The organism is Thermacetogenium phaeum DSM 12270, from assembly GCF_000305935.1.
Lineage (GTDB): Bacteria > Bacillota > DSM-12270 > Thermacetogeniales > Thermacetogeniaceae > Thermacetogenium > Thermacetogenium phaeum.
In genome coordinates, this window is record NC_018870.1 from 2,168,791 (window position 1) to 2,181,204 (window position 12,414).

A 12,414-nucleotide genomic window follows, 5' to 3' on the forward strand; every position below is an offset into this window, starting at 1 on the left:
GGGGATCACCTTTTGCCCTCCCTTCTCCTGAGCAGCAGAACACCGGCTCCGATCAGAACCACCCCAGCGTACACCGCTGCGAACAGATTGCCGCCCGTAATGGGGAACTCTCCCTTTGCCGGAGGGAACGCAGGCTTCCCCTCCGGCGGAGGTATCACTGGCTCAGGCTGCTCACCTGCGGAGGGCGGCCCTGCCGGCGGCCCTACCACGCCCGGTTCCGCCGGCACATCGATCGGTTCGTCATCCCCTCCCGGCGGCGGTTCCGGTTCGCCCGGTTCTCCTGGGACACCCGATCCTCCGGGCTCTTCGGCGTCGTCGGCCCCGCCGGAGTCCTCATCCACCGCTGCAGCAACGGCGATACTGAAATTATATTTGCCTTTCTGGGAAACACCGGGCAGTATATGAAACTCCAGATACCCCTCGAAGAGCTCTCCGGGGCCCTGCAGGGGCTTCTCCTCAACGCTCCAGCGCACCTCGATCAAGGCATCTTCCGGAACATCTCTGCAAACAACCTCTCCCCCGCTGCAGAGGTAATAGAGAGAGCCATTTTCCAGAATCTGCGACCGGCCCTCCCAGCCGAGCACCGCCCTTTCTATGCTGATCGGCACCCATCCATTGTTCTTGATACCGCAGGTAATAATGTTGTAATAGCCGGGATAAGCATTGCTGACAGTCAGGTCAATCCTGTCCGGAACGCCCTCACCGTCACTGCCGGCATCCCCCCAGAAATAGACCGTCTTGGAGACATCCTTTCCCTCCGGACAGGTGCGCACATTCTCTAAACCGGGATCACATGTTGGATCGGGCCCGGTGTCGCGCTGCTCCAATAGGTTCCTGTCAAAACCCCAACTCACCCGGCTCGTCTGGGCGGTGGGCCTTACTTCCAGGTTGCCGGACCACCTGGCGAAGCCGTAATTCATCAAAGATAAGGCCAGGAGCATGTTTACTAATAGCAAAGCCGCTCTCCTCATCCCTTAACAATACACCCCTCTCTTGGAGATGTTCCGGGGTTCTATCTATCCGCCCTCAAGTATCGCCGAAGCTCTGATCCCGGCGGCTTGCCGCTGCCCCCGCCGAATGATGGGTCCTGCCGTTAAAAAGAGCAGCAGCATTGATGCACTGATCGAATTCGGCAACCCGGCAGCTGTACACCGTCAAACCGTCAATTACGTAACAGGTGAACTTGTGAGGGAGCACCCCCTCCTGATAGATCAACGGCTTGCCGGCCTCATCGGCTACCTTCACCAGGTCCTCCAGAGATGAAAGGGAAACTGTGATGAGGTCCTCCGGCAGGGAGAAGTCATCTCCGGCCCGCACCATTCTGTCCCCGTGCTGCCTCCAGACCACCTGCACTAAATCTGGGCCGGCAGAATTCCTGCCTTCCGTTACCAGGGAAAAAACAACCAGAAGAAGAAGGAGAGCAACAGGAAGAATGCAAGCCTTAATCCTTCTCTCTTGCGCATCGGGGTCGGGGATCTGAACCGTCCTCGTCAGGGCAGCGCTCTTTTGGGGCGTCAGGTTGCCGACGATCCGGAACTCACCGGATGTGAGAGGTATTTCCATTGTCGGCGCCAGTTTTTCGGCAACCCTGCCGGCGGCGGATCTGGCCTCTAAATCAATGTCCGCCCTGATGACGAGCCTGGGCTCTCTGGCATTTACCCCCAATTCTTCATTAACACTCTTTAGGAACTGGTTGTAGGACTCCAGATTGATGGTAAACGGCCTGCTGAACACTAAAGTTTTTCCCGTCGCCTGCACCGCCGTTTCCGGAACGAGGATAAACTCCTTGCGCCACATCTTAGGTGCTTCAACCACCGCAACAATCCTGTAATCGGCTTTCATCTCAGCGGCAGCATCGGCAGTGAATCGATAGCTGCAGACAGCATCGATTGATTTGACCAGCTTGGCGTAATAGGTTTGGCCGGAGCCGAGGGGCGTTTCGTTGAAAATACTGTTTGGCCTGATCTGAACCTGATAATCAATCTGCCCCCGCTGTTCATAACTGTACACGGGGAGATTCTTGCTCACCACAGTCGGCTCCCGGTAAACCCTGTAAAGGTTGTAAAGGGAAGCGGCCAGCAACAGCATCAGCAGAAGAAGGATGGCGATTCTTACTTTCTTGCCCAGCTCGATCTTGCCCAGGCGCACAGTGTTTCCCCCTCAGATAAACAGTTTTCTAGCGGCTATCGACGCCCAGCCCAAACGCGGGATTACCAGCACGACCTTTCCCTTAACCTGCCCCTGCTGCACCGGCTCGTCTGGTTGGTCGTTGTCGTCCCCCTTTGTAATAAACTTCCGGTCAAAACCGGCGCCTTCAACCTCAATCACCCGGTGAATCGTTGGAATCGGCGAACCCTCAACCCTGTAGGCAATAATGTCACCTACCGTCAGAAGATCGGGGTTTTTTCTGGCAATGATCACGATGTCCCCTACTTCCAGGGTCGGCCGCATGCTTCCGCTGTAGATGACCGCCGGTCGCACCGGGAACACCCCGAGGGAAAACCAGATGGTGACCACGGCGGCAACTCCGAAAACCGCCGTTCTTACCATCCCCTCCCCGGTTGTTCTCTTTCTGCGGCGGGAGGCAAGCTGAGAAGCATAATACTCCTGGATAATTGCCAGACCCACCAGAGGAACAACCGTACCGGTAAGAGCCTTCATCGCCCAGTTGAGGTCCGGTAGCACCGGACAGAACCACTCAAAAGCCTCGAGCAATCCCCTGTAGACAAGAGCAGGCAGCGCACCCCCCCACATGGCCAGAAAAGAGGCCAGCAAATGCTCCATAACGATGGGATGCACCGAGGACCCGCAGAACTGAGTCCAGGTCTCCAGTGTGCTCTCCGGCCCAGGGATCTGTTTGGCCGGGATGTCGATCACGGCGAAGAGCAAGGCCAGCAAAACGGGCAAAAAGGCAGCCGGCCTGTGCAGGAGCCTGTTGAGCAGCCAGGCGCGGCAGAGCTCCATACCCAAAAGCCCTGACGCAACGTACACCAGGTTGAACAGGATTCCCCTGAGTGTGAAAGAGTAAGGGCTCTTCCCGAAACCGCTCAGAAAACCGGCCACCACCATCAGGTAGATCTGAAAAAGAGCAACCCCGCCGGCCAGTCTGATCAGCAGCGGCAGCATCCGTTTTTTCCCCACCCCCCGGTAGCGAGGCAGGTGCAGGAAATACAGGATGATAAGCAGCCAGACCGCCGGCTGGGCTACATAAACCCCGTAAAAACCGGGCAGAATGCGCGGCAACACGAAGTCAAAGAGCAGGGGAACTGTACATGCCAGTCCGCAGCCCAACAGCCAGTCACATGGAAGTCTGAGTTTCCCATTGGAGAAGCTCATTGCCTTTCCTTCCCACCGGGGCCGGCCTAATGCACCGGAACCGGTCAATCCGGCCGACCACAAAGGGTCTTCCACCACCCGCAATCATCAGCAATTGGGAGGTGAAGAGCGCCGGGACTTCACTTCGCAGCGCTCCCACCCTACATCAAAGCGCTCCGGCTACACCGGCGAACGACCGCTTAAAGGGAAACCGTAAAGGTAAACACCCCGGGATCGACGCCATCCCTGACCCGCAATGCGATCGCAATCGCCTTCCTTCTGCCAGGCTGAATAACAGAATCACTGCTCTCTAGCAACCGCAGTTCCATCTCCTCGGGGTTGCTGTTGATGATCTTCAACTGGCCTATCGGGATCGGTTTCGTCCCCGTATTCTTCACATCAAGCACGATCTTGTTGTAATAGGCGGGGTAACCGTTATTGACCGCGACTTCCGCCAGGTCGTACATCCCATCCCCATCTGTGTCCTCCCTGGCAATCGCTGTTGATGCCAGATTGGCATTGGTTTTGGTGATGCCCCCGAATTCCGGATCGCAGGTCCAGTCTAACCCGACGTCCTGCTGCTTGCACCCGTAGATGTACCACTGCGCAGGTACCTCTGTAACGGTAACCGCCGCTGTGTCTGTGTCGGTAAGAACCCCGTCACTCACTTCCAATCTGGCCGTACCCTGATAAACGCTATCCCAGGTAAAAGCCGCACAGGGATCCGTCGTCCACTCGGTATCCCAGTTGCCGTCATTGTCAAAATCCCAGCGGTACTGGAGCTGGTCACCATCGGGATCGGAGGAACCGCTCCCATCGAAAGCAACCGAGGAACCTACAAAAGCCGCATAGGGGCCGCCAGCCTCCGCTACCGGAGGGTTGTTATAAGGTGGTTCATCGATATAAATGTCCCCTCTGATGATGAACACGACATCATCGAAGTCGCGATCCCCTCCGCCCCTCAGGTCCTCAAAACCGACCTCCCAGGTCTGGAAACCCATCTCGGTTACAACGGCATGTACCTGGCCATCGCTGTTCCTCTCCCCCGGCCCTGTGAACCAGGTTCCCTCCCGGCTGTTGGAAATAAAGAATATCAATTCCGTGCCGGCGGGATACCTCCCCAGATCGATTACCGTACCTGGGGTAAGGCTGTGGCCATAGCCGATATCTCTGCGCTCCGGACTCCATAAGCCGAAGAGGTTGTTGAGATCCGCTGTTGCGGGCAACATTTCTATAGTAACATCGCTATCTTCGGTAAGAACGATGATCTTTGCCGCAGGATAGAGCGCAGCTTCAGCTTGCCCCAAACCGAAGAAGCCAAAAGCCAGAACCAGCCCTAAACCCAATAAAACGAGGTTGATGAGGATCACTGACGGCTTTCTCTTCATTCCTGAAACCTCCTTCCCCCCTACTATAGGGGTCAATATTCACCGCCTTCCGGGTCCAAAAGACCGGAGCTTTGACAACCGAACAATCCTCCTGTGGGTGCCGAACACCCAGCGCATAAAGATTTGATAATTCCGGGTGGGACTTATCCCACCCGACATTCAACAGGTTTGCTTTCAATCAACTACGCTCCCGGCCGGGATCGGGCTCTCATTCCACTGGACACCCTCAATGCTCAGGCTGAAGCTGTATTGATCGTTCTGAGCGGCAGGCTGCAGCACATGGAAGCAGATGCTCTCGCTGAGCACCTCTCCCGGGTGCTGCTGGGCGCTGACGTTGTCCTGGAACATGACCTCGATCACGGCGCCGTTCTCCTCAGGGCTCACAAAACCGTCATCATATTCGCTGATGATGGAGCCGTTGCTGCAGAGGTAGTAGACAACCCCGCTTTCCAATTCAGACTCAGTTTCCATCCACGTCAGCTCGGGAATCTGCACGATAACCGGTATGGTCCCCGCGTTAATGACATCGAAGGTTATCTCGTTGAAGTAGCAGGGGTAGGCATTGGAAACGGTGATGTCGAGGGTGTCCTTGACGCCGTCCTCATTGGCGTCTGTGACCTCAACAGAGGTAGAGCCCACATCCTTGCCCTCTGTGTCCTGATCATAGTTGAGCATCCCGCCCTCCATCTCGGAGTGCCAGTCGGTCCCCTCGTCGAGCTGCCATACGCTTTCATCGAAGATCCCCCACTTTACCGAGCCGCTCTGAGCAGTGGCTCTTACCACCACAGAGTCCGACCACTTGGCAAAGCCGAATCCCATCAGAGCCAGAGCAAGCACCACAACCTGGCAGACAAGCGCTTTCTTGCGCACGATCGCACCTCCCTTTTCTATAAAGCATCTAATTAAAGGAGTACAAAACCATCCAAACGGCATCTTAAATAAATAAACTTAAGCAAAACTGTGACGGCAGCTGCGGCATCCTAAAACCAAGGACTCCAGTCGGCTATCCCCTATCGTTCCAGCGGCAGGCGTCCGCCCAGATGCTTAAGGAAGCCTCTTCCGCAGAGCAGCCGGGGTGAAACTGCAGTTCAATGCACATCCTCTGCTGCGGATCGAGCAGCACATCTCTGACCGCTCTCTGCAACCGCTTGATGCCGCTGCCGTTCTCCCGGTAACCGTTGGGGAGGCTGACCTCCCATTTTTGAAGGCACCCGTTCCCGCACCCATCCAGCGAGATGCCTTTAATCCTGGCCGGGATCGTCCCACCGTTGCCGATCTCGAGAGCGGCGGTAATTCTGCAGCCGTTGCAGCCGCCCCCGAAGAAGAGATCCACGTACTCATAGTAGTCCGTCTCCGAGACGGCGCAGACCCAGGGGCCCTCGGCATAGCTTACAGATGGCGGGTTCACCCTTTCAGGCTCCTGGCTGCGGCACCGGCCGCACATCCAGGCATCGGCATCCTCGCACCTGATGCCCACCCCCAGCCATCCCGTAGCCGCGTCGGCGTTGACCAGCAGGGTATCCGACCAGCTGGTGTATCCCGCACCGATGATCATCAGCGAAAAGAGCATTACCAGGCAGAAGAACAGCGGTCTTTTCACTCCGGTGCTCCCTCCCGCGAGCAATAGTAGAAAACTTTTATGGCAGCGGGTAAGGGGGCATAAGTGGCCCCCTGCATCCATAACCCGCTGCACACGGACAAATTATCAACAGGTATTACTCCGCCACCGGCCCGAAAACTTCGTTCCACTGGGCGACATTGATAGTGATGGTGCCTGTAGTGGTGGCCTCTTCCGGGGCAAGTTCTTCGCCGATCTCTTCTATAATGCACAGGTTTACTTCGACTTCGATAAACCCGTCCTGGTGGAGCTGGATGTACTTGAGGGCATCAAACAGGTCGTCCCACGACGTCTCCCCTTCGGAACTAATAACATCGTCATACTGCTCCAAGCCGTTGGACGCAGGGTTATGCACCGTTATCTTCCAGCTCGCCACCTTGATGAAATCGCCCAACTCGCCGTCCCAATTGGGGCCAATCACATCCTCCACCTTGACGGGTACGGTGCCCACTCCGTTGATTCTGAACATGAAGCCGGGCTGATACCACGGATAGGCGTTGCTGATGGTGACTTTAATCGTATTTTCATCAACATTGACGCACTCAATGCTCGCAACATCCTTGCCCTCGCTGTTGTTCCCGGGCGGAATATTGGGGTCGGGCCCCTCGTCATTAACACCTAGGGCTTCGATCTCGACATCCACGTTACCGGTTGCCACTTCAGCGTTGATCGCCACAGTATCCGACCACTTGGCGAAGCCAAAGCCCATTAAGGCCAGGGCAAGCACCGCCACGATGCAGATAAGAGCAGTCTTTTTGGGCTTCATAAGATTTTCCTCCTTTATTTGTTATCGGAATTCAGCTCACAACTTCTCCCTTCTCTCCCAATCATATCCTGAAACAGCTTCCTCTTTTCACCCCCCGTTTCCCTGTTGTTGCCAGGTCGGCTTTGATATTCAAATCAGATCCACGTTCAGAGCAGAGAATCGGACAACTCCCGCTTCCGTTCCCAGATTAAGAGGTGCTGCCACAACCCCCCGGCCAGCCCCAAGATACCATGAGCCTCTTCTCAACCGCTATTGACCGCGAGGGGGAAAAAGGGATGGATCGGGAAACCGCGAAAACAAAGCCGGATTAATACCCGCCCGGATTTCAGGGCCTGCATCGGGGAAAGGGGGGCGGTAGGATTAATCGGTATTAAGCCTGCCCTCATTCGATCCCCGGCCCCGGGGGTTGTGGATCCGGCCATCCGGCTTCGACCAGCGCAGCCGGATTCACCGGCAGCAGAGCTGCCCCGTCTCCAAGTCCTTGGCAAAAAGGCGACCCCGGTCGGATAGTGTGCAGGCTCCCGGCCGGGGCAACAAGAAGCGGGCTGTGATAGCCCGCTTTCACCGGTAAAAAATTTTTATTGATTCCAACCGGGGCCGACAGACCCTTTACAGGGAAACCGTGAAGGTGAACAAGCCCGGTGCAGCACCGTCCTTGACCCGCAGGGCAATCCCGATTGCCTTCCTTCTCCCCGGAGCAATGGAGGAAGCGGGGCTCTCCAGCAGCCGCAGCTCCAGCTCCTCCGGGTTGCCGTTGGCTATTTTTACCTGCTCCAGCGGAATCGGCTCCGTTCCCGTGTTTTTCACATCGAGCACGATTTTGTTGTAATAGCTGGGATAGCCGCCCTGGACGGTGATTTCCGCCCGGTCGTACATCCCATCCCCGTCGCCGTCATCCCTGACGATTATTGTAGAGGCCAGGTCAGCAGCGGTTTGAGTGATCCCCCCGAAATCGGAATCACAGGTCCAGTCCAGCCCAGTGTCCAGCTGCTTGCATCCGTAGATGTACCACTTCAAGAGCGGCAGGATGATGTAGTTCTCTGTGTAAACCTGCGAGCGGTTCCCCGCTCGGTCGACGGCGAAGAACTTGAGAACCGTGTCGGCCGCAATCTCAAGCGGCCCCTCATAAACCGGGCTTTCCTTTCCGGGCTCACTACCGTCGGTGGTGTAGTAAAAGGTGGCCGGTTCCGACGCCGCAAGGGTTACGCTCTGCGCCCCGCTATAGGTGCCTCCGAGGGGATTCGCCGCCGCTGAGGGAGCTGTCAGGTCGATGTTGATGCCGCCAACAGTGCAGCTAGCGGTGTTCCCCGCCCTGTCGGCAGCCGTCCCGGTGACCTCAAGGCCCTCCCCCTCGGTGGTGAGGAGCACATCCGGGGTCACGCTGGCGATCCCGGAAACGTCATCTGAGGCCTCAAAGTGAATCACAACACCGGTATTGTACCATCCGTTGCCGTTCGGAGCGGTCGTCGGAGCACCGATGATCTCCGGTGGTGTTTTGTCGATCAGTACCACTGCGCTCTTCGTGGCCTCCACGTTCCCTGCCTTATCGATCGAACGGTAGTAAACGGTTGTCAGGCCTTCGACAGCGATGGTGAAGGGGCCCGCGTAGGTGATCCAGCTTGTTCCGTCGAAGCTGTACTCGGTGCTGGAAACCCCTGAGCCGTCGCCGTCCTCCGCGTTCAGGGTCGCCACAACATCGGATCGGAACCAGCCGTTATTACCCGTGATCCCATCCAGATCGATGTTCGTGGATGGTGCCACCTCGTCAGCAAGGGTTATCCTCACATTGTCGATCCTGTGCCAGTGGTTGAAAGCGCCGGTGGCGCCCGAAAAACCCAGCCCGCCGAAGGTGCGGTCAAGGTCGCCGGGGCTTACGTATTCAAGCATTTTGTTGCCATCGACGAAAACGGTGATATTTCTGTTGTCGACAACAACACGGGCTTGATGCCACCTGTTGTCCTCGACAACATCGGTGTTGACATACTTCAGGTGATTGTTCGCCCTGTCCTTGATGACGGCAATATGGCGCCCACTGGGATCCATACCGTAATGCTCATAGTTATAATGGTTGTCGAACTCCACCCCATAACCTGCCACCGGTATTAGATCCCCCCCTATAAAACCGATGACACCCCCGCCACCGGGGGAATAATTTTTATTCTTGTAAAACATCAACACAATCCCGTCGGCCCCCGTTCCTCCACCGGCCAGATAGTTGAACTCAACCGTAAACTTTCTATCCCTTATTTCGCGGTCCCGGAGCCAGAGGACACCGACCTGGGCGTTATTATTCTGTGTTAAAACCACATCACCCGCTCCTGCATCCCTGTAAGCACTCCCTACGTAACTCCACAGACCGGAGTCAGCACTGAAGTCATCAGCGATCGTAAAAGTTCCGGCATAGGCGATTCCTGCCGCTGACAGGAAACTTACGCAGAGAACGGCAAAGATAAGCGCCGCACCGAAAGCCCTCAATTGTCTTTTCACCCTCTTCTCCCCCTTCCTTTTTTCGGAGTCAACTTCCTCTTGACCTTTCAACTCTCATTACGAAAGCAGGTCTCCCACTCGTTTAATTCCCCAGGCTCACCCCCCTTCGAAACCTAGCGCCCAGATTCTACGCTTTCGCTTCCCCTCAGATTGGGGATAATCCTCATTTTCTTTCCCCTTTCAAAGCCACCTCACAGCACGGTTATTCGTCATTACTTTAGCACCTTTTGCCGGACAATCGCCATCAACCGCAGGATGAATTGGGGATGATTTGCCGGTTACTCCGGCTTAGTCCCCGGAGCCGGCGTAACCCGCCTCCCCAGCAATAAGAGAGGCCAGGGCAGCCGCCGTTGAGAGGGGAAGATGACCAGCTTCTTCAAAGAATTATTCAGAAAATAAAAAAAACAGGATTGAATCCTGAAATGCTGTACGGATCAGCAGGGTAGCGGATACTTTTTTTATTAACGGGGAGGCGAGCTTAACCTTTCAACCAGCCGAATCGATGAGTCCGTTCTGGATCGCCACAGCTTGCGCCTCGTGGCGCTTGCGTACCCCCAGCTTGCGGAAGATGCTGCGCAGATGGGACTTGACGGTTGATTCCGAGAGGTAAAGGGTAGAAGCGATCGCCTTATTGGGAAAATCCCGAATGAGCAGGGCAAGCACCTCCCGCTCCCGCACCGTCAGCTTATCCAGAGCGGAGCTGGGGCGATTATTGCCGGCAGTGTTGTGAAAAAACTCGGGGCCAAAGCGCGGCAGGCAGAGCACCCCAGCCACCACTATTAACTCCACCGCATTGACGATCTGGGCAGGCAGCAGGCGGAGCGGCAGGCAGCCTCTCACCCCTTTCCTCAACAGCTCCATCAGATCGTACTCGCCCGGATCGCGCACCATCATCACCGTCAGAGAAAAGGGGGCCTTTTCTCTGAGCCGGGTGAGCCCCTGGACGGGATTCCCCCCATTGACCTTCCAGAGCACCACGTCAGGGTAAAGACGGCCTGCCGTCCCCACCAGTTCTGTGGAAGGCACACAGCCCAACACGTCAAAGTGGATATTCTGCTCAAAGGCTGCAGTCAGGCAGTCACACCATTCCGGGGGATCACCGCTGATAAGGATTCGATAATCTCCCATCTCACCGTCCCTCCAGACTCAAGCCACCTTTGATAATCCCGGGTACTAATTCTCTTCCAACCGATGAAATTCCTTCCGTCAAATATGCCGTTTATCGGCAATAATTGTCGAAAAGTAAGCGTTTGTAGGATCATCGACCACCATGTTTCTTCCGTCGTCAGATCTCAATCAATTTTATTATCTTATTATCTAATCTACCAAAGTGATAAGACCCTTCCGGCGTTAGAATCGCCGTTCTATAAAAAAGCCGCCCGAAGAGGCGGCCGCCTTTGCTCTTTATGGAAAAACAGGGTTTGCTACATCAAGCTAAAATATCAGAGAAAACAGCTGTTGGTACTGGCTGGGAAGAAAAGCACCGACCTCGGCTGGCTGCAGGCCGTCCTTTCTTTCCTCTTCAAGGACGTCCAGGAAGTGCATGACGAGGCGGGGATCAAACTGCGAACCGGCACAGCGGATCAATTCGGCCACCGCCTCCTCGTGCGACAAAGCGCTCCGATAAGGGCGGTCAGAAGTCATGGCGTCATAGGCGTCAGTGATGGCGATGATGCGCGCCCCTAAGGGGATCTCGCTTTTGGCCAGACCTCCCGGGTAGCCCGTCCCATCGTAGAATTCATGGTGATGCCTGATAATGCTGGTAACCCTCTTGGAGACAACGAATTTCTCCAAGATCCTCGTACCAATTTCCGGGTGCCTGCGTACCTCGGCAAACTCTTCAAGAGAGAGCTTCGCCGGCTTTTTAAGTATACTGTCGGAGATACCGATCTTTCCCAAATCGTGGAGGAGGGCGGCGCAGTAAACGTCGGACAGCTCTTCGGAGGACATCCCAATTCTCCTGCCCAGGGCAAAAGAATAGCTGGCAACCCGCTTCAGGTGATTAAGAGAGCCTTCATCCCGCGCCTGAACTGCGGCTGCCAAAGTATTGAGGGCCGAGGAAAAGAGGCGGTTGACCTCCTGCTTTGTCTCGTCAAGGCTGTTCTCAAGTTCTCTGTATTCCCTTCTCAAAACCCGGTACCTGTAAGCAAACAAGCAGAACGTATAAACCATCCAGCTGAGGACCAGAAAAAACAGCAGATATTTACCCGCAAGAGTGCCGTATTCGAGGAGGGACGCCGCCGAATCAAACACCCCTCCGCCGGCCGCCTGCTCGCATATTTTCACCGTCAGGTACATCGACAGAGCGATAACTGTTACCACAAGCGCAAAAAAAATGAATGTCTGGCGCTGTTTCGGCTCGAAGTCGAATTTGAAGAAAGGAGCCGGCAAGTTCATCCCACCTCAAATGGTGTTTGGTGGCAGCTGCATTAGATACTTCGACAATATCTGTGATATTTCCTGCCACTTGAGAATTTTTTCGTTAGAAGCTTTGAAAGATAACCCGGGAATCTCCCCACAGGCTCTCCAGGTCGTAAAAAGCCCTGGCCTCCTGGCTGAAAATGTGGACGACGACATCACCGCAGTCCAGCAGAACCCAGCCGGATTCAGGAATCCCCTCCCTTTTGAAGTAGCCGTCCCGGGACTTCCTGATCTCATCCTCCACCTCCCGGGCAATGGCCGCAAGGTGGTTAGCGTTTCGCCCACTGCAGATGACGAAATAGTCGGCTGCTGGGAAGATCCCCTTCACATCGAGCACCGTGACATCAAGCGCCTTTTTTCTGGCAGCAGCCTGGGCCGCGGAGATGGCCTTTTCCTGGCCTCTATCCAAAACCGGTACA

Annotated in this window: 11 protein-coding genes; all 11 read right to left on the reverse strand. The window is 55.7% G+C overall.

Annotated features, from left to right (window positions below):
- Nucleotides 1-5: 5 nt before the first annotated feature.
- Nucleotides 6-971 carry a hypothetical protein gene (locus TPH_RS10635; protein ID WP_236608787.1) on the reverse strand — a complete coding sequence of 322 codons (966 nt, stop codon included), beginning with the start codon at nt 969-971 and terminating at the stop codon, nt 6-8.
- Nucleotides 972-1,026: 55 nt separating this feature from the next.
- Entirely contained in the window at nt 1,027-2,148 is a 1,122-nt protein-coding gene (locus TPH_RS10640) for a DUF5305 domain-containing protein (RefSeq protein ID WP_015051211.1), read from the reverse strand.
- Between the two features lie 12 nt (nt 2,149-2,160).
- Nucleotides 2,161-3,336, reverse strand: coding sequence for a signal peptidase I (locus TPH_RS10645; RefSeq protein WP_015051212.1), 1,176 nt, complete (start codon nt 3,334-3,336; stop codon nt 2,161-2,163).
- A gap of 179 nt (nt 3,337-3,515) precedes the next feature.
- On the reverse strand, nt 3,516-4,703 hold the full coding sequence (locus TPH_RS10650) for a PKD domain-containing protein (protein ID WP_015051213.1): 1,188 nt from the start codon (nt 4,701-4,703) through the stop codon (nt 3,516-3,518).
- 174 nt (nt 4,704-4,877) lie between these two features.
- Nucleotides 4,878-5,573, reverse strand: a complete 696-nt coding sequence (locus tag TPH_RS10655) for a hypothetical protein (protein ID WP_015051214.1) — start codon at nt 5,571-5,573, stop codon at nt 4,878-4,880.
- A gap of 133 nt (nt 5,574-5,706) precedes the next feature.
- On the reverse strand, nt 5,707-6,303 hold the full coding sequence (locus TPH_RS10660) for a hypothetical protein (protein WP_015051215.1): 597 nt from the start codon (nt 6,301-6,303) through the stop codon (nt 5,707-5,709).
- Between the two features lie 115 nt (nt 6,304-6,418).
- Entirely contained in the window at nt 6,419-7,087 is a 669-nt protein-coding gene (locus tag TPH_RS10665; protein ID WP_015051216.1) for a periplasmic substrate-binding domain-containing protein, read from the reverse strand.
- 609 nt (nt 7,088-7,696) lie between these two features.
- Entirely contained in the window at nt 7,697-9,574 is a 1,878-nt protein-coding gene (locus tag TPH_RS10675) for an OmpL47-type beta-barrel domain-containing protein (RefSeq protein WP_015051217.1), read from the reverse strand.
- A gap of 486 nt (nt 9,575-10,060) precedes the next feature.
- Nucleotides 10,061-10,702: a response regulator transcription factor gene (locus tag TPH_RS16015; protein WP_015051218.1), complete on the reverse strand. Its 642-nt coding sequence runs from the start codon at nt 10,700-10,702 to the stop codon at nt 10,061-10,063.
- 306 nt (nt 10,703-11,008) lie between these two features.
- Nucleotides 11,009-11,965, reverse strand: coding sequence for an HD-GYP domain-containing protein (locus TPH_RS10685; RefSeq protein WP_015051219.1), 957 nt, complete (start codon nt 11,963-11,965; stop codon nt 11,009-11,011).
- A 91-nt stretch (nt 11,966-12,056) separates the two neighbouring features.
- Nucleotides 12,057-12,404: a ribosome silencing factor gene (gene rsfS / locus TPH_RS10690; protein WP_015051220.1), complete on the reverse strand. Its 348-nt coding sequence runs from the start codon at nt 12,402-12,404 to the stop codon at nt 12,057-12,059.
- Between the last annotated feature and the right edge of the window lie 10 nt (nt 12,405-12,414).

Coding starts and splice junctions, on each gene's coding strand:
- TPH_RS10635 (WP_236608787.1), bottom strand. CDS start 971: ATGAGGAGAGCGGCTTTGCTATTAGTAAACATGCTCCTGGCCTTATCT.
- TPH_RS10645 (WP_015051212.1), bottom strand. CDS start 3,336: ATGAGCTTCTCCAATGGGAAACTCAGACTTCCATGTGACTGGCTGTTG.
- TPH_RS10650 (WP_015051213.1), bottom strand. CDS start 4,703: ATGAAGAGAAAGCCGTCAGTGATCCTCATCAACCTCGTTTTATTGGGT.
- TPH_RS10665 (WP_015051216.1), bottom strand. CDS start 7,087: ATGAAGCCCAAAAAGACTGCTCTTATCTGCATCGTGGCGGTGCTTGCC.
- TPH_RS16015 (WP_015051218.1), bottom strand. CDS start 10,702: ATGGGAGATTATCGAATCCTTATCAGCGGTGATCCCCCGGAATGGTGT.